This window comes from Streptomyces sp. NPDC005435, assembly GCF_040703155.1.
GTDB lineage: Bacteria > Actinomycetota > Actinomycetes > Streptomycetales > Streptomycetaceae > Streptomyces.
Window position 1 is genome coordinate 1 of sequence record NZ_JBEXEQ010000038.1, and the last position, 17,297, is coordinate 17,297.

Sequence of the window (17,297 nt, forward strand, 5' to 3'; positions counted from 1 at the left end):
CGTCAGAGCCCTCAGCACCACCTGGGGCTGGACCACGACCCCCACCAACGGCAAATCCGTCTGGGCCCGCCTCCCCCTACCCGACAACCAAAACAACCAAAACACCCAAAACACCCAGAACACCCAGAACACCCAGAGCCCCCAGACACCCTGACCACCCAACAACCCCCACCACCACCAGCGCCCGGACACCGCCTCCACCACCACACACAATGACGCGACAGCACCACCCACCACGACAAGCCCCCCACCCCCACCGCCACCCTCACCCGCTGCCACCCTCACCCGACTCCACCGACGATCGACAAGCCCCCGGTTCCGGACCGGCAGGGCGAGGCATCACCATGAGTTATCGCCCTCCCCACACATAGCGCACAGCCCACCAACCCCAGCCACCCAGAAACCCACTCGCAGACGGCCTACAACTCAGCAACACCACCGCCACAGAACTCCTGCTCCCAGCAGCGGGATCCACTGACGGAAGCGGACGGCAAGCAGGCCACTGCTTGCGGGGCCCCCCGCCCTGAGGTCGGCTCCCGCGAGATCGTCAACGAAGCCCGGCGCGGCAGGCGGGCGACACCGCCCCACGGCAGATCAGGCGGCGGCATCCCCACCGGGCTCGTCGTCCTCCCAGGACTCCTCGTTCCAGCACTCCTCGCTATCCGCGAGGAACGCGCGGCTCCCGCAGACAGAGCACTCCCGTTCCGCTCCGGACGCGTTGACCAGCAGAAAGAACACACCGCCGTCGCACCCACACACGGATGGAACGATCTTCACCGGGCGGCCATCGACGGCATTCCGCAGGAACGCCGCGAGCTCCGCGGGGACACCCTCGCCAACCTGATCATCAGCGTGCACGGACACATCGTTCCAGACGCCCCGAACCCCCACCCGACCAGCTTGACCAAAGACGCAGGGGCCTCCGCACCGGGGCGGGGCATCGGTTCCTTTCGGTGAGGCCCCCGGGTCTACGGGTCGGGGGCGCGAAACCACGGTTTCCCCCCTCGGGCATCACCGCTCCCTATGGCCGCCCGGGCGAGACAGGGGGTGCCCGCGCGCCACCGGAGCGCAACGTCGCGCACGGGGCCGTAACGCACGGGGTAGTGGCGGCGCAGGGCGACGGCCAGGTCGAGCATGGTGAGAAGCGTGCGCTCCTCACCCCCGGACAGACCCCGTACGAGGCGTTCGAGGCCGGGGTGGCGGGTGGCGCGGATCCGGTGCCCGAAGGGGTACGGCCCGCAATGCACCCCGCTCATGACGTGACGGCCCTCGTACCGGCCCTGCCGGGCTGTTCCGGCCGCGACCAGGTGGTGAGGGTGACGGCGGCAGGGGGTTCGCCGGGCGCAGGCGTTCCCCGAGGAAGCCGGTGCCGGGGCGAGCGCTTTCACATGCAGGCTCTGTACCACCCGTCGCACGGGGCCGGAGGCCGCCAGCCGCGGCCGACTGCGGTGGCCCGCTGACCTCCTGGACGGAGAAGTGCCGTCCGCGGCTGCACCGTGGCGCTGGGGACCCCGCCCGAGTACGACAACGATCCCTGGCGGGTGCGCCAGGAGCACAAGCCGGCGGCCATGGCCGGACAGCTACCGGTGCTGGGAGAAGGAGGAGAAGGCGTCGGCCTGAGAGGAGGTGGCGGACGGTGATGCCGCCCGGGCAACGGGTGCGGGCCGCCGCTTCCTCGGCAGCTTTGAGAAGCAGCTCATACGACTGAGGGGGATACAGGAGGGGCCGACAGCGGTGGTGGCCCGGCAATCGCTGTGCGGTCTCGGTCATGATGCCGGGCCCGGTGGAGACGGCATGGAAACGGACCCCGGAGGCGCACCGTGGAGGCGGTGGTGAACGGCGGGATGGCGCTGGAGAAGGCGGCCGGGCCGGGACGCCCGCCGGGCACGCTGCGGGACATGTCGACGGTCCCGGTGCGTGAGTGGGGACCGTTGTCCGAAGAGCGGTGCGCGTAGGATCGCCGCCCGAGAGGTGGTGACATGTTCATGAGAAATGATCGGTGGTTCGTGGCGATCGCCGTGGTGCTGTTGCTGGCCGGCTGCGGGGGTGGGGCGGACAGTGGCAGCGGGAGTGGCAAGGCGGTCGCGCTCACGAAGGAACAGGTGCGAAAGGCGCTGCCGGACGGGCGGGCGATGACGGGCTGGAAGGAGACCGCGCGGCCCAGGGCCGTGGAGATGAACAAGCTCTACCGTTCACTGGCCTGCCCCATCAACCACCACCCGGGCTGCGACAACTCCCGCTTCTACGGTGCCTCCACCGTCCAGCGCGCCGACAGCGCCGCCACCGCCACCTTCCTGATCATCGCCTACGACAGCGAGCGGGCCGCCGGCAAGGCGTACGACGTGCTCTGGAACAGCTACTACGGCAAGCGGGCGGGCCAGCGGGCCAAGAACTTCAGTCTCGGCCCGCTCGGTGAGAGACGCGACGCCCGGTTCGGTTCCGCCGGCTTCCGCGGCGAACCCGGCACCGTGACCCAGACCCAGGTCGGCACGACGCTGCTGTGGACGATGATGGACTCAACGGACAAGAACAAAAACGCCGTCACCGAGGACGCGGCCCGGGACCTCGCCACGGTCATCGCCAAACGATCCCAGCAAGCCCAGAACGGCAACACACCCACCGCCACACTCTGACCGTCAACCGAGCAGGGCGCCACACCAGAACCCCACCCGGGAGCACCACCAGCACACCGGTGATGTTCCCTGGTGGCCGACGTCATCGGCCTCGTCAGGGGCGGGAGTTCACCGGCCTCGCCGCAGGCGCCGCCCTCGATCAGCTGTCCTGTCGGGTCTTCCTCGCCCATCTGCCGCTGGCCGAGTGCGACGACCGGGGCCGCCGACGCCTGAACGCCGGGTCAAGAGCGGTGTCGTGATCGCTTCGTACGAGAGTTTCGGTGGGTGGACGAAGACGTTCACCGGCCCCGGCTCTGCGTGGCCATCGCCGACCGGCCCACCCTCAACGGCGCCGTCATCCAGACCGGCACCGATTCCTACCGCCTCGCTCACGCCAAGGCCCAGGCCGAGCGAGCCCAGTTCAGCTGACCGGGCGCCGCACAGGGGCCAGCCTACGGCTGCCCGGTTCCCGCCGGCAGGTTGTGCCACGCGTGTGTGCAGGCGCCTTTGCAGTACGTCTCGCGGCGACGGGTGTCCGCGACGGCGAACACGGAAACGAGAACGCGGAACGCCTTGACGTGTTCGGCGGGCGGGAGGCTCGCGAAGCCGTAGCGGGGCGGGTCCATGCAGATCATCACCGAGGGGTTGGCCGTGGGCTTCACGCCGGACCGCGTCACCCCCGCGCGGCCGTCCGCAGCCGTAATGTGCGCCTGCATCGCATATTCGGCGACTTGCCGCAGCACCTCCTCCCGGCGCGCCGGGGCAAGGCCGGAGAACCAGTCCACACCGGCGTCCAACGTGCGGAGGTCCTGGGCGATCTCGTTGACGAGCCGCTCGGCCTCGCGTCGGAAGGCGCGGCCGTCGTCACTGCTCTGTCCGGTCATCACCTGATGATTTCACGACGCGGGTTCCGGGCGAGGCCGGTGTCCACACGCCGGACGACGCGGGCAGGACCGGGAACAGGCCGCCGCGCTCCCCAGACCCGGCAGCCCCGCAGGACCCCCGGCCGAGCACCCCGCAGGACTCCCCGCAGAGCGGTCTCCCCGGCCAGGGCGTACACCAGGAGGCCGGGGGGAGCCCCAGGGCGTGGTCGCGCGGTGAGGTGTGCAGGGGGCTGGTGTTGACCGGGGAGTCCCTGCCCCCGCGGGCCCTCCGTCGCCGTTGTACGGCATCCGGCACCCGCGCGCGGCCCGTGACATCGGTGACCGCCAGCCGTACAGGGGCGGGTGGGGTGGGTGCGAGGAACACCCGGTCGGGGCGCGCCAGTTGCGGGACCGTACCGCCTGCCCCTGGCGTTTTCGGTGATTTCCCTGGTCCCGGCCGGTCAGAGGGCGCCGGCCGCATCCGAGGCCGGCGAGCGCGTACGCCGGACACGTCCTGGCGGAGTGCCGGCTGGCCGGTTTCAGGCCACGGCCGTTGGCTGATTAAAACCCCTTGCCCAATGGTCAAGAAGTGTTGACCATTGGGGGCATGCCTACCGACGAACTCCCCGAGACACTCCACGTCACCACCGACGAACAACTGCGCGCCGTCTCCAGCCTCACGCGCCACCGGATCATGGCCGTCCTCCGCTTCGAACCCGCGACCATCACCCAGATCGCCGAGCGGGTGGGCCTGGCGAAGGGGAGTTCCAGCTATCACGTGCGGCTGCTGGAGCGGGCGGGGCTGGTGAAGGTCGTACGGACGCGGAAGGTGCGGGGAGTGACCGAGCGGTACTACGCGATGGCCGCGCGGACGCTCGTGCTGCCCGATCCGGGCGAGGGAGGGCCCGATGTGCTGATGCGGCACGCGGTGGCAGACCTGGAGGCCGCGCCGGCGGACGGCGGGCGGCACGTGCGGATGGCTCATCTGCGGCTCACCGAGGACCAGTTCGCCGAGCTGGGGGCGCGGCTGGAGGCGCTGGCGGACGAATACCGGGAGTTGTCCGATCCGTCGCTGCCGGACGCCTCGCTCGTGTTCGCGCTGTTCCGTCCGGCCCGCGGCGAGCAGGCCGAGGGGGAGGTCAAGTGACTGCGTATCAGAGGAAGTTGACGGCCGGGTTCGGGCGGCTGTGGTCCGCGCAGACGGTGTCCTCGCTCGGTGACGGGGTGTCGCATGCCGCGCTGCCCCTGCTCGCACTGTCGCTGACCCGGGAACCGATGGCGCTCGCCGCCGTCACGGCCGCCGGGACGCTGCCATGGGTGCTCTTCGGGGTCCTCGGCGGCGCGCTGGTGGACCGCTGGGAGCGCCGGCGCACGATGTGGGTGACGGACGTGGCACGCGCGGTGCTGCTCGCGACGGCGGCGGCCGCGGCCGCGCTCGGCGAGCTGAGCATCGCGCTGCTCGCGGCCGTCGCGTTCCTGCTCGGGCTCGGCGGGCTCTTCTTCGACACGGCCGCCACCGCCTACCTCCCCGATCTCCTCGACCGGGACCCCGCCCTCCTGGAACGCGCCAACTCCCGCCTGCGCGGCGCCCAGACCGCCGCGTCCGGCTTCGCGGGACCGCCCGCGGGCAGCGCCCTGCTCGCACTCGGGCGGGCGGTCCCGCTGCTCGCCGACGCGGTGTCGTTCGCCCTCTCCGCCCTCCTCGTACGGTCGCTGCCCGCCATGCCCCGGCCCGTACCGCAGGCCGGCGAGCCGCTGCTGCGCCAGGCCCGGGCCGGCGCCTCGTACGTCTTCCGGGACCGGCTGCTGCTCGGACTCGCACTGCGCCCGGCGGTCGGCAACATCGCCTTCCTCGCCGTGGAGACCGTCCTCGCCCTGTTCGCGCACGAGCGGCTCGGCACAGGCGCGTTCGGCTTCGGACTGCTCCTCACCGCAGAGGCCGCCGGCGGTCTGCTCGGCGCGGGCATCGCCTCCTTCCTCGGCCGGCGGCTCGGCACGGGCGCGGCGCTGACCTGCACCGCCGTGACCGAGGGGCTCGCGATCCTGGGACTCGCCGCCGCCCCCGACGCGTACACCGCCGCCCTCGCGCTCGCCGTGTGCGGGGCGGGCATGGGCGCGACCATGGTGCTGGGACCCTCGCTGCGGCAGGCGGTCGTCCCCGCCCACCTGATGGGACGGGTCGCTTCCACCTCACGCATGCTCGCCATGTGCGCCGCGCCGTTCGGCGCCTTCCTCGGCGGCTGGCTGGCCGACGCCTACGGCGTACGGGCCCCGCTGTACGCCGCCGGCGGACTCCTCCTGGGCATGACCGCGGTGACGGCGAGCATGACCGGCAACCGGCGGGTCGAGGCGGCACTGCGGGGTGCCGCCGCCGGACGGAACGGGGGTCCCGGTCACGAGGCCGGCCGCCCGAGTGACCCGGCCGAGGGTGCCGGTCACCGGGACGGGGATTTCGTTGAAGGGGCTGCCGGTTAGGGCTGGGGGTAGCTCGTGCCGGGCGCAGTTCGGTGAACGATTCGGCCGAGGGCGCGCTGCCGCAGCCGAGTTGGCGACACAAGGGGCCGGAGTTCCAGGGCACGTTGGGCATGTGTGCCGAGGGCTTCGCGGTCACCTTGGGGGCGGTGGCGAAGCGGCTGGGGGTGTCGGGGCCGGTGCGGCCGGCGGGCCGGGACGTCGTACTCCCGTCTCCCGTCTGGCGGGCGGCTTGCGTGGATGGTCCAACTCTGTTGCCATGGGACGGACTTGACGTACACGAATGTCAGCGGCCGGGGGCCGGGGGTACGTACTCCCCCGGCCGGCGGGTTCGCGTGTCCGGGGCGCCGACCGCGTCTTCCCTCCCGAAGGGGCGGTGCGGGGCGGCCCCTCATCGCCGGCAAAGGAGTCAGGGCACATGGCGGATTCGTTGCTGACGGGCAAGAGCGCGCTCATCACCGGTGCGGCGCAGGGCATCGGCGCGGCGATCGCCCGGCTGTTCGCCGCGCAGGGCGCCCAGGTCGTGATCGCCGACATCGACGAGGACGGCGGGAAGGCGACGGCCGCCGCGATCACCGAGGACGGTGGACAGGCACGGTTCGTCCGGGCCGACGTCACCTCGGCGTCCGACCTCGACACGGCGGTCCGCACGGCCGTGGCCGCCCACGGCCGGCTGGACATCGCGGTCAACAACGCCGGCATCGAGGAACAGGGCGGCTGCGCGCTGCACGAACTCACCGAAGAGGCCTGGGACAGGCTGATGTCGGTGAACCTCAAAGGCGTCTGGCTGTCCATGAAGGCCGAAATCCCCCAGATGCTGGCCCAGGGCGGCGGCACGATCGTCAACATGGCCTCCGTCGCCGGACTGACCGGCCTCCCGCTGGGCATCGCCGGCTACTCGGCGGCCAAGGGCGGCGTGATCGCACTGACCCGCACGGCGGCCATCGAATACGTCCGGCACAACATCCGAATCAACGCCGTGTGCCCGGGTGTCGTCCGCACCGCCCTCCTCGACCAGGCCATCGAGGCAGGCATGTTCACCGAGCCGGAAGCCGCCGCGCTGCACCCCAGCGGTGTGCTGATCAGCCCCCAGGAAGTCGCCCAGACCTTCCTGTACCTCGCGAGCGAGGCGTCACGGCACGTCACCGGGCATGCCCTGCCCGTCGACGCGGGCATGACCGCCGGCTGACCCCCCATCCCGACGCCGGCCCCTGCGGCTGCGGCTGCGTAGAGCCAGGCGATGCTGGGTTCGATGATCTAGCGGTGGACGTCCGGAGCCGGAACCGGCGACCAGACCGCGTAAGAGCTTGTCCTCACCCTCCTCCGGCTGGGCCGGCAAGGGCGTGTGTGCCGTCATCCTGGCACTGGGCACGCTGGTCACCGGCTACGTCGTCGTCACCGCCTACACGGTCGAACCCGACGGGCCCTGGGACCAGCACGCCGTGACCGGCTCCCGCGTCGTCTCCGGCCTCGGTCTGGCCCTCCGCACCGTGATGGCACTCCTGACGTGGGTATCCGTCAAGGCCGAGCGGGCACACCCGTGGTGGTACGCCGTCCCAGCGGTGCCGGCTGCCGGCGTGGTGCTACGGCTGACCCTGCTGGCACCCCAGCCCTGACCACCCCTCAGGAAGGCGAGACGGGGCACATACCGCCGCCCGGCCAGTCGTCCTGGCGGACTTCAGAGCCCTGGCACCGAGGCGTTGAAGACGGAACCCGTCAACACCCGGGCACAGAAGCCGAGTCCGGAGGGGTTCGACGGCCTCGTACAGCCGCACGCCCCGCCACACCACCCGGCAGACCCACCCGCGGGCGCGTCAGCAGCCGGTGCCCCGCGGGGTGAACTCCAGGCGCGCGTGATCATGTGCGCCCAGGGCGTCACCGTAAGCCGTACGCGTGACCCGGTACCAGACGTCGTTGCGGGAGCGGTCGCCGCCGACCGCGTCCAGCCGGACACACCAGTGCTCCGGCCGGAGCACCCGCCGGTACGTCTCGGTCCCGCGGCGTACCTTCCCGCAGCGCCGGTAGCGCTCGGTGGTGTACCAGGTCCGCACGGAACGCCGCTTGCCCGATCCCGTACGCCGCGTGTGCGCGACCCGCCGGCTCGCGCTGGTACACCGGCGCACCAGATGCGGCCGGGCGGCCTTGGTCGTCACCGCGGCGACGTGCCGTACCGCGTCCCGCAGCCCGGACACCGTCTCCGGCGACGGCGAAGGGGTAGCGCCGCCCACGGTACGCACATGACCCCCATCCCCCGCAGAAACACCGGCAGCGGCACCGCCCGAACAGGCGCCCAGCCCCGCCATCACCAACACCGCCACCCCGGCCACCACGAGCCGCCTGCCACCCATCGCTCCCCCTCCACCCACAAAACACGCAGCGTAACCGACCACCTCACCGCACCAGACACCCAGGACCCCATCCACACCCGGGACGAGGCGGCCACACAACCGACAGACAAGATCAGCGGTCTCACCCGGGTCCGCTATCCACCCGCGAACCGGCCCCGCCGACGGCAGACACAGGCGCACGGCAAAGCCACTCCCCCAGCCAGAGCACCGGAGTACGACGCCTCAGGGACCCGTGGCGCTCACCCGTCGTGGCGCGGGCCGCCGGAGTGGAGAGTGCTGGAGTCGGTTGCGTCGCCCATGGCATGGTCGACGAATTCGGCGTGTTCGACGCAGCAGTAGCGCAGGCGGGGCAGGTGGTCGGGGTGGCCGGTGAAACGCTGGGCGGTTCGCACGAGCCGGTTCCAGTCGGTGCCCAGGCTGGGGCGCAGGCTCTGTGCGTGCCCCGGCCGGCTGATGTCTCCCTCGGTGAGCTCGGTCTCCCGGGCAATCAGGGCGTCGTCGAGGTCGCAGCAGGCCGCGTCGATCATGCCCGCCGGGGCGAGGAGGTCCTCTTGGCCGAGAATGTCGCGGCGGGTCCCTCCTGCTGCTCCGACACCGGGCGGCATGCCCCCGCTTTTCCGGGCCAGCCTCAGCGCGGCTGTCCACACCGGCACCCCAACCGCCGCCGTTTCACCAAGGACGACCGGATGGGGCCCCGCTCGTCCTTCCACACCCGAACCGGTCGCCGACAGCGCTGACCCGCCACATCGCGCACAACAGCAGTGGCCCCCGACCACATACGGTCAGGGGCCACTACGGATTCGCGTGCCGGCTGCGTCGGGTCAGTACGCGGAGTTGACGTTGTCGATCGAGCCGTAACGGTGCGCGGCGTAGTTGGCGGCCGCGGTGATGTTCGCGACCGGGTCGGTGACGCTGTGTGCCGTACCGGCCACGTGGTACGTGTTGAACGTCGGGTCGATCACCTGCAGCAGACCCTTCGAGGGGATGCCCTTCTGCGCGTTGACATCCCAGTTGTTCTGCGCGTTCGGGTTGCCGCCGGACTCGCGCATGATGTTGCGCTTCAGACCGTCGTAGCTCCCCGGGATGCCCTTGGCCTTCATGATGGCCAGCGACTGCCGGATCCAGCCGTCCAGGCTCCCCGACGCGGCCGAAGCGGTCTGGGGGGCGGTGTGAGCGCGGTGAGAGACAGCGGCCACCGTGTGGGCGGTCTGGGGCATCTCGGCGGCGGACGCGGACGACGGCACCATCGTCACCGCGCCGGCCGCGGCACCCGCGGTGGCGAGGCCGGTCAGGACGAGGTTACGCACACGGGCAGAACGGCGAGCAGCAGAAAACACAGACACGGAAGGGTCTCTCCATCAGACGTCGTTGAGGCCGGCCGGAATCGGGTCGCGGCCTGTTGGGCGTCGGGGCGAGGCCCCGCGGCCACCGGGCAGAAAAGAAGAGCCACACCAGGCGATCGACACCCGGTCCGGCCCACTGCTCCGGCAACGACAAACATGATTAAAGCCGGACAAAGCCCAGCGCAAGCATGTGACCTACTACCCCAAGACGGAGAAATGTCTGAAATGCCCGAATCTGAGGGTTGCCGTCCAGCTCAGACCACGAACCCGTCTACGACCCCCCATAGAACGTGACCCACCCCCTATGACCACCCCCACACCCAACGTCCCCACGGCGCTCAAGTCCGAGCGGGACGACGGGGCCGCACCGCCCTTCTCGGCCGACGGACAGACGCGCGCCGCCCTGTGCTGGGCCGCAGGTCAGCGCAGTCCGGCGAAGAGATCGTTCTCCGGGGTGGCCGTGCCGGTGGGGTCCTGGACGCGGAGGAAGGTCTCCGTGCCCATCAGCTCGCCGAACCGCTGCTTGCCCATCCGGAGGAAGAAGATGTTCTCGCCCTGGCTGGCGTGGGCGGCCAGGGCGTCGAATTTCTGATCGCTGTACGCCGTGGTGTCCACCCATGTGGTGATCTCGTCGTCGGGAAGACCGATCTCGGCCAGCGCGGCGGCCTCGGCCGGGTCCGGCTCCGGCATGTCCTCCTGGAACTCGCGCATCACCTCACCGAACCGCTGCATCATCGAGCGGGGCGCGGTGGTCCAGTACACCTTCGGGGTCAGCTCGGTCATCTCCAGCGCCGCCATCGTGATGCGGTGGGCCTGGATGTGGTCGGGGTGACCATAGAAACCGTTCTCGTCGTAGGTGACGACCACATCGGGGCGGTAGTGCCGCATGAGCTCCGCGAGGCGGGCCGCGCCTTCCTCCACGGGGGTCTGCCAGAAGGAGCCGGGGGCGTCGTTGCCGGGCCAGCCCGTCATCCCGGAGTCGGCGTAGTCCAGCATCTCCAGATCGCCGATGTTCAGGACGTCACAGCTCTTCTGGAGCTCCTGACGTCGTATCAGGGCGACCGCCGCCGGATCGTGCCCGGGTTCGCCCGGCTTGGCACCCCCCGGTCCGTCACCGCAGCCGCCGTCCGTACAGGTCACGAGGACGGTGCGGATGCCCTCCGCCGCGTATCGCGCCAGGATCCCTCCGGTTCCGGTGGCCTCGTCGTCGGGGTGGGCGTGTACGGCCATGAGGGTCAGGGGCCGGTGGGTCATGAAGAGTCCTCCTGCGGAAACGCGTTCTGGTCCGAGTATGCGGCGCGCGCACCGCACCCCGGCGCATTCGCGCCGCGCCGGACCTCGGTCAGGACAACTCCGCGGACCCCACCGGCTGTTCCCCCGTCGGGCCGGCGCCCGCGTCGCGGGGCCGGCCGTCGCGTGGCTCAGCGGCCTGCTTGCAGCGCGCCCCAGGTGGCCGGGCCGACCTGGCCGTCGACGCCCAGCGAGCGGCTGCTCTGGTAGTCGCGTACGGCCTGCTGGGTGCCCGGGCCGAAGTCGCCGTCCGCCGTGACGGTCCGTCCGAGCGCGGCGGTCAGGGCGCGCTGGAGGCGCTGGACGGCGGCGCCGGTGCTGCCCTGGCTGAGGGCGGGCGTGGTGCCGGCCGAGAGCAGGGCGGTCCAGGTGCGGGCGCCCACCACGCCGTCGGCGGCGAGGCCGCGGGCCTGCTGGAAGGCGGTCACGGCGGAGGCGGTCCTCGTACCGAAGCTGCCGTCTACGGTGCCCGCGTCGAAGCCCTGCGCGTTGAGGAGCGACTGCGCGGCCGAGACCTGGGCGCCGGTGGAGCCGGAGCGCAGGGTGTCGTACGACGGGAAGCCGAGCTGGACCTCGCCGCCGCCGGTGCTGCCGCCGACCAGCTGCATGTAGTAGGTCCAGTTCCAGTTCGGACCGGGGTCGGTGTGGTCGTTGCCGGGCACCTCGGAGTGGCCGACGATGTGGGCGCGGTCCTTGGGGATGCCGTAACGGGCGCAGATGGAGGCGGTCAGCGCGGCGGAGGAGCGGTACATCGTGTCGGTGAACCAGGTCGGGTTGTCGATGTACCCCTCGTGCTCGATGCCGATGCCGCTGGCGTTCCCGGAACGGGCGTGCCAGGCGGTGTCCTTCTCGCGGACCATCTGGGTGATCTGGCCGTCCGAGGAGCGCACCACATAGTGCGCGCTGACCTGCGCGGACGGGTTCTGGAACCAGCTGATCGTTCCGGCGTACGAGCCCTCGGTGACGTGGATGACGACCTTGCTGACGGCTGCGGTACGACCGACCGCGTAGTTGGCCGCGTTGGCCGGGACCCACAGGGCGGAGGGGTAGTCGGGGCTCTGCGCGGCCGGGGCCACCGCAGCCCCGTAGGCGCCGCGTTCGGGGGCGACCTCGCGGGCGGGCAGGGTCAGCTTCTCGCCGCCCTCGGCGCGGGCCGTGACGCCCTCGGCGAGGAAGGTGTAGACGGTGTCGGCGTAGAGCCGGGCGGTGGCGGGGTCGGTGGCGCCGCCGTACCGGGCGAGGAGGGGGTACCAGGTGTCGGTGTCGCGGCGCTCGGCCGAGCTCAGTCCGGCGTGGTCGGCGTAGGAGCGCAGGACGGCGGCGCCGCCGCGAATGTTGGCGGCGGTGTCGGTGCGCAGCTCGCGGGCGGTGTCGCCGGTCAGCCGGGACGCCAGCTCCAGGGTGTGCCGGCCGGGGTTGCCGACCAGGTGCATCACGCCGTAGCCGCCCGCCTGGCTGGGCAGGCCGTGGTGGCCGTCGAGGTGGGTCTCGCTGTAGCCGAGGGCGATCAGGAGGTCGCGCGGGACGCCGTACTCGGCCGCGGCGCTGCTGAAGGCGCGGGCGACGGGGCCCTCGGTTCTCTCGGTACGGGGTGCGGCGCCGGCGGGCTGCACGGCGGCGGCGACCAGGGCCAGGGTGCCGAGGCCGGCGAGGGCCGCGCGGCCCAGGGGTATGCGGGGCATGGGGGTGTGACCTTCCGGGTGGGGGTGTTTCCGGATGGGGGGCGCTTCCGGGTGGGGATGCTTCCGGTGGGGGCTTTCCGCGTGGGTGTGCGGGGGCCGGGGACCTCGTGCGGTCCCCGGCCCGGGCTGCGGGGGTCAGATGGTGCCGCTCTCCCACCACCAGGAGCGGCCGAGGTCGGCGCGGCTGTCGACGTGCTGGTGATCGACGTCGTAGCGCTCCAGGCCGGAGAACCCACAGGTCTCGGCCTTCTGGTAGACGGTGCGGTTGGCGACGCCGGGCACGTCGAGGTCGGCGGCGGTGCCGTAGAGGTGCATGCTGTCGCTGGCACCGCCGATCTCGGCGTTGTGCGCGATGCTGCGGAAGCCGGAGTTGACGGTGATCGGCACGTTGCCGAGCTTCTTGCGCAGCGCCTCCAGCTTGTACATGGCGCGGCGGGCGTTCTCCTTGACGGCGGCCGCGCTCACCTTGCCCCCGTTGAAGTTGCCGCTCGAACGGTCGTAGAACTCGCTCCAGTTGAAGTGCGCGGTCGAACCATCCGACTGCTCAAGGGCGTTGAGCTGCGCCTGGGTCGCGGGACCCGCGCTGCCGTCGACCGAGAGGCCGTACGCGGCCTGGAAGCGGCGTACGGCGGCGGCCGTTCCGGGGCCGAAGTCGCCGTCGATGCTCACCCGGGACTGGGAGGCGGAGTCGGCGGCCCAGCCGGCCACCCTGATCTGAAGCTCCGTCACATCGGCGCCGGTGGCGCCCTGGTTCATGGTGCGCGTCCAGTTGTACGCCTGCGCGCTGCCCGACAGCAGGACGGGCCCGGCGAAGACGCCCGCGGTGACGGCGAGGGTGCCGCGCAGGACGGTGCGGCGGTCCGGAGAGAAGGTCATCGTGAACTCCCTTGTACGGATGGTCAGAAGGCGAGCTGGAACGGCACGACCTGGGCGTCGGTGTCGTAGGCGTGCACGCGGAGCTTGAAGCGGGTGCCGTCCTTGACGTCGGTGGCGACGGTCGCCCACTGGGGGCCGAACGTCGAGTAGGTGTTGTCGTGGTTGCACAGCGAGGTGTGGTCCACGAAGACGACGCAGGCGTCCAGGAAGCCGGTGGCCGAGCTGCTGAGCTTGATGTTGATGTCGGAGCAGCGCGAGGTGGTGGTGTAGGTGCCGAACTCGACCGCGGCGGCGGAGTAGCGGTAGGTGAGCGACACGGCGCCGCCGTAGCAGGAGGCCGCCGCGGTCCCGGGCCGGGCGACGGCGGGTGCGGTGGCGCCTGCGGCGAAGAGCGCGGTGGTGGCGGCGAGTACGGCCGCCGTTCTCCGGGTGCGGGTCATCGGAACTCCGAATCACTTGGGCGGAAGCGGGAGTTGACGTTGGACCCCCGACTCACTGGCATGGAGAAGGGAGTTGGGGTTAGGGCTCTCGACTCATTTACGAAACGCGGGAGTTGGGGCGCTCGACGGTCAGAAGGCGATCTGGACGCGTGCGGAGGAGCCTTCGAGGTCCACGCCGAGGGGCACGGTGAACTTGCTGCCGTCCTTGACGTCGGTGGCGATGGTCTTCCAGCTCCGGCCGACCTGGGTCCAGTAGTTGCACGCGCCGACGCGGGTGAACTTCACGCAGGCCCAGACGAATTCGGCGTCGCCGCTCACCATGCGGAGGTTGATGTCGGCGCAGCGGGACGTCGTGGTGTAGGGGCCGAACTCGGCGGCGTCCCCGTAGTTCACGGTGACGGCGCCGCCGTAGCAGCTGGTGGCCGCGGCGGGGGCGGGGGCGGCCGACGCGGTGGTGGGCAGCGAGACGGCGAGGGCCGCGAGGAGGGCCGCCGCGGCGGCCGGGTGGCTGAGGATCTTCGCCATCGGGTTCCTTCGGTGTCCGGGTGTTCTGTGGGCTCGTCGGTGGGCCGGGAACATGCGGAAGGTGCGGAGCGCGGCGGGCCGGAGCGGTGTGGGACGGGGTGCCGCGCGGGGGTGCCGGGGAGCTGGGGTGCCAGGGGGATCGGTGCGGCTGGGCGAGTTCATGCTCCGGTGTGTTCTTCCGGCTGTCATGCTCATTCGAACAGGGTGAAATGACGCCGGTGGAAAGGGTGTTGAGCGTGCTTCGCTTCCACTTCTCGGCTGAGGACCTGGCCCGGACCCGGGTCGCCGCCGCCCCGCATCCGCTGTGGGAGATCGCCGCGAGCCTCCACCGCTTCCAGACGCCGGCGGGCCGCTGGGCCTACGCGCACTGGTATCGCACGGCGCGTGAACGGCTGCGGGAGGCGGGGCTGGAGAGCGCGGTACGGCAGTTCCTGCTCCCCCTCTTTCCCCGCGCGTCGTACTGGCCGGACTTCCTCACCCCGCTGGAGGGCGTGTCCGGTCTGGAGGCGGGCCTTGGGGCGATTCTGGCGACGCCTCCGGAGCGGGTGACGGCGGAACTGGCCACGCTGGCACGGATCAGACGCGTCCCGCCGCACCTGGCCCGTCTGCCTGAGCGGGGGGCCCGCGCCGAGCTGGTGAGCGTGCTGCGGGCCTATCATCGCGCGGTGATCGAGCCCCACGAGGAGTGGATGCACGAGAGCGTCCACGCCGAACGCCTGCGCCTGGGGCGGCATCTGCTCGACGGCGGCACCGAGGGCCTGCTCGGCGGACTCGGCCCGACGGTGCGCTGGCACCATCCCCGGCTGGAGATCGGCACGTACCCGACGCGCCAGGACGTCCGGCTGGAGGGGCGGGGGCTGCTCCTCATCCCGTCCTACTTCTGCTGGAAGGGGCCGGTGTCCCTCGCCGATCCCGCCCTGCCTCCCGTCCTCACCTACTCCCTCCATCACGAGCCGCCCCGCCCGGCCCCCGGCTCCGCCTCCCTGGAGGTCCTCCTCGGCCGGGCCCGGGCCGCCGTCCTGCGCGCCACCGCCGCCGGCGCCACCACCACCGAGGCCGCCCACCGCGCGGGCGTGACCCCGGCCACCGCCACCCACCACACCACGGCCCTGCGCGACGCGGGCCTCATCACCAGTCACCGCCACGGCAACACGGTCATCCACACGCTGACGCTGCTGGGGGCGACCATGGTGAGCCGGAACATGAAGGAGGCTCCGCCGGGCACTGCCGGGTGAAGCGGGGCCGCGCCCCGGGCGAGGGGACGCCGCACCGGCCGGCGAACGGGGAGCCGCCGGTGCTCCGCAGTGCGCGCGGCGTGGTCGGGCAGTGCGCGCGGCGCGGCAGGTTCCACCGTTCCGGCCGCCTAGCATGCTCAACGCGCCGGCGTTCCCCGGGCAGAACGGAGGGGGCGACGTGCCCTTCGCGGAATCGGTCGGTGAGGGGCCGGAACCGACGGCCCGACGGCGTCGCCCGGCACCGCTGCCGGCCGTGTGCGCCGGGTATTTCATGGTCATCCTGGACGTCACGATCATCAACGTCGCCGTGCCCTCGGTCGGCCGGGAGCTGTCGGCCTCGCTCACCGGCATCCAGTGGATCACGGACGGCTACACCCTGGTGTTCGCCGGTTTCCTGATGACGGGTGGCGCGCTGGGCGACCGGCTGGGGAACCGGCGCGTCTTCTGTGCGGGTGTCTCGCTGTTCACGGCGGCGTCGGCGGCCTGCGCGTTCGCGCCGAACACCCTCTTCCTGATCGGGGCGCGGCTGGTGGAAGGGCTCGGTGCGGCGCTGATCGTGCCCGGTTCCCTCGCGCTGCTCCAGGAGGCCTACCCCGCGCCGGCGGCACGCTCGCGGGCCTTCGGCCTGTGGGGCTCGATGGCGGGCGTCGCGGCCTCGGCCGGCCCGCTCCTCGGCGGACTGCTGGTGTCGACGGTGGGCTGGCGCTGGGTCTTTCTGATCAATCTGCCGGTCGGTGTGGCGTGTCTCTTCCTGACCCTGCACCGTGTGGCGCGCTCCCCGCGTCATGCAGGCCGGGCCCTGGACTGGCCCGCGCAGTGTGCCGTGGTGGTGGCGGTGGCCCTGCTGACCGCGTCGCTGAACGAGGCGGGACGGCGCGGCTGGTCCGACCCGGCCGTTCTCACCGGGCTGGGCCTTTCCGCGCTGGCCGTCGTGGCGTTCCTGGTACGTGAGCGGGTGGCCCGCTCCCCCGCGCTGCCGCTCCGGCTGCTGCGCTCGCGGACCATGGGCGGCGGGGCGATGGTCGGCATGCTGTTCAACTTCGGCTTCTACGGCATGGTGTTCACCGCCAGCCTGGATTTCCAGCACCGGCGCGGCTTCAGCGCGCTGCAGACCGGGCTGGCCCTGTTCCCGGCGGTGGCGATGACCATGTTCGCCTCGGTCCTGTCGGGGCGGCTGACCCGTCGTACCGGTGACCGGCCGCTGGTGACGTCGGGCATGCTGCTGGGCGCCCTCGGACTGGCCGGCTGGGCGGCGGCGGGCCCCGAGCCCGCGTACGCGCTGCTGGTGGTGCCGATGATGGCCGCCGGGTTCGGTACGTCCTTCGCGCTCACCGGTACGACCGCCACCGTGATGGGGTCCGCGCCCCCGGCGTACGAGGGAGGCGCGTCCGCCCTGTTCAACACCACCCGCCAGATCGGCAGCGCCGCCGGTGTGGCGCTCGGCGGCAGTCTCCTGGCGGCCGGCGGCGGCCACGGAACCGGGGTGCGCGTCAGCATGGCCATCGGCGCCCTCGCCTATCTGATCGCGGCGGCCCTCGCCTGGCTGTGCGTGCCGGCTCGCGTGCGGGGCGCGGGCCGATGACGGTGTCGGTGTCGCGCGTGCGGTGCCCC

General features: G+C 71.9%; 17 protein-coding genes and 1 pseudogene. 8 read left to right on the plus strand and 10 right to left on the minus strand.

Going from position 1 to position 17,297, the window contains the following annotated elements; genetic code table 11:
• Nucleotides 1-594: 594 nt before the first annotated feature.
• Complete coding sequence (locus tag AB0898_RS31085; RefSeq protein WP_366806400.1) at nucleotides 595-858, minus strand: hypothetical protein; 264 nt, start codon at nucleotides 856-858, stop codon at nucleotides 595-597.
• 1,127 nt (nucleotides 859-1,985) lie between these two features.
• Here AB0898_RS31085 and AB0898_RS31090 point away from each other — a divergent pair.
• Together AB0898_RS31090 and AB0898_RS31095 are read left to right on the plus strand one after the other, a co-directional pair.
• Nucleotides 1,986-2,633 (plus strand): hypothetical protein, encoded by a 648-nt coding sequence (locus tag AB0898_RS31090; protein WP_366806401.1) that lies wholly within the window; start codon nucleotides 1,986-1,988, stop codon nucleotides 2,631-2,633.
• Nucleotides 2,634-2,844: 211 nt separating this feature from the next.
• Nucleotides 2,845-3,041, plus strand: a pseudogene (locus AB0898_RS31095) (ATP-binding protein); the annotation flags it as partial.
• A 23-nt stretch (nucleotides 3,042-3,064) separates the two neighbouring features.
• On the opposite strand, the gene AB0898_RS31100 reads toward AB0898_RS31095, so the two are convergent.
• Entirely contained in the window at nucleotides 3,065-3,496 is a 432-nt protein-coding gene (locus AB0898_RS31100) for a DUF5958 family protein (RefSeq protein WP_366806402.1), read from the minus strand.
• 586 nt (nucleotides 3,497-4,082) lie between these two features.
• On the opposite strand from AB0898_RS31100, the gene AB0898_RS31105 reads away from it, so the two are divergent.
• From AB0898_RS31105 to AB0898_RS31120, 4 genes are all read left to right on the plus strand, one after another.
• A complete protein-coding gene (locus AB0898_RS31105) occupies nucleotides 4,083-4,622 on the plus strand; it encodes a winged helix-turn-helix domain-containing protein (protein WP_366806403.1) in 540 nt (179 codons plus the stop codon).
• Entirely contained in the window at nucleotides 4,619-5,950 is a 1,332-nt protein-coding gene (locus AB0898_RS31110; RefSeq protein ID WP_366806404.1) for an MFS transporter, read from the plus strand. The genes AB0898_RS31105 and AB0898_RS31110 overlap by 4 nt, the downstream gene beginning before the upstream one ends.
• Before the next feature lie 415 nt (nucleotides 5,951-6,365).
• Nucleotides 6,366-7,136: a glucose 1-dehydrogenase gene (locus AB0898_RS31115; RefSeq protein WP_366806405.1), complete on the plus strand. Its 771-nt coding sequence runs from the start codon at nucleotides 6,366-6,368 to the stop codon at nucleotides 7,134-7,136.
• Nucleotides 7,137-7,254: 118 nt separating this feature from the next.
• On the plus strand, nucleotides 7,255-7,563 hold the full coding sequence (locus AB0898_RS31120) for a hypothetical protein (protein WP_366806406.1): 309 nt from the start codon (nucleotides 7,255-7,257) through the stop codon (nucleotides 7,561-7,563).
• A 198-nt stretch (nucleotides 7,564-7,761) separates the two neighbouring features.
• Here the strand turns inward: AB0898_RS31120 and AB0898_RS31125 are convergent, their stop codons facing one another.
• The 8 genes from AB0898_RS31125 to AB0898_RS31160 form a co-directional block, all read right to left on the minus strand.
• On the minus strand, nucleotides 7,762-8,139 hold the full coding sequence (locus AB0898_RS31125; protein WP_366806407.1) for a hypothetical protein: 378 nt from the start codon (nucleotides 8,137-8,139) through the stop codon (nucleotides 7,762-7,764).
• A 395-nt stretch (nucleotides 8,140-8,534) separates the two neighbouring features.
• Complete coding sequence (locus AB0898_RS31130) at nucleotides 8,535-8,900, minus strand: hypothetical protein (protein ID WP_366806408.1); 366 nt, start codon at nucleotides 8,898-8,900, stop codon at nucleotides 8,535-8,537.
• Nucleotides 8,901-9,116: 216 nt separating this feature from the next.
• Nucleotides 9,117-9,638 carry a transglycosylase SLT domain-containing protein gene (locus AB0898_RS31135; protein WP_366806409.1) on the minus strand — a complete coding sequence of 174 codons (522 nt, stop codon included), beginning with the start codon at nucleotides 9,636-9,638 and terminating at the stop codon, nucleotides 9,117-9,119.
• A gap of 420 nt (nucleotides 9,639-10,058) precedes the next feature.
• The gene (locus AB0898_RS31140; RefSeq protein ID WP_366806410.1) at nucleotides 10,059-10,892 is read right to left on the minus strand and encodes a PIG-L family deacetylase; all 834 of its coding nucleotides are present in this window, start codon (nucleotides 10,890-10,892) and stop codon (nucleotides 10,059-10,061) included.
• A 167-nt stretch (nucleotides 10,893-11,059) separates the two neighbouring features.
• Nucleotides 11,060-12,610: an N-acetylmuramoyl-L-alanine amidase gene (locus AB0898_RS31145; RefSeq protein ID WP_366806411.1), complete on the minus strand. Its 1,551-nt coding sequence runs from the start codon at nucleotides 12,608-12,610 to the stop codon at nucleotides 11,060-11,062.
• A gap of 135 nt (nucleotides 12,611-12,745) precedes the next feature.
• Nucleotides 12,746-13,486 carry a D-Ala-D-Ala carboxypeptidase family metallohydrolase gene (locus AB0898_RS31150; protein ID WP_362385312.1) on the minus strand — a complete coding sequence of 247 codons (741 nt, stop codon included), beginning with the start codon at nucleotides 13,484-13,486 and terminating at the stop codon, nucleotides 12,746-12,748.
• A 23-nt stretch (nucleotides 13,487-13,509) separates the two neighbouring features.
• A complete protein-coding gene (locus AB0898_RS31155; RefSeq protein ID WP_366806412.1) occupies nucleotides 13,510-13,926 on the minus strand; it encodes a hypothetical protein in 417 nt (138 codons plus the stop codon).
• A gap of 129 nt (nucleotides 13,927-14,055) precedes the next feature.
• Nucleotides 14,056-14,451, minus strand: a complete 396-nt coding sequence (locus tag AB0898_RS31160; protein ID WP_366806413.1) for a hypothetical protein — start codon at nucleotides 14,449-14,451, stop codon at nucleotides 14,056-14,058.
• A 236-nt stretch (nucleotides 14,452-14,687) separates the two neighbouring features.
• Between AB0898_RS31160 and AB0898_RS31165 the strand changes: the two genes are divergently transcribed.
• Both AB0898_RS31165 and AB0898_RS31170 read left to right on the plus strand, forming a co-directional pair.
• A complete protein-coding gene (locus AB0898_RS31165) occupies nucleotides 14,688-15,686 on the plus strand; it encodes a helix-turn-helix domain-containing protein (protein ID WP_366806414.1) in 999 nt (332 codons plus the stop codon).
• A gap of 178 nt (nucleotides 15,687-15,864) precedes the next feature.
• On the plus strand, nucleotides 15,865-17,268 hold the full coding sequence (locus tag AB0898_RS31170) for an MFS transporter (RefSeq protein WP_407078439.1): 1,404 nt from the start codon (nucleotides 15,865-15,867) through the stop codon (nucleotides 17,266-17,268).
• Nucleotides 17,269-17,297 lie beyond the last annotated feature (29 nt).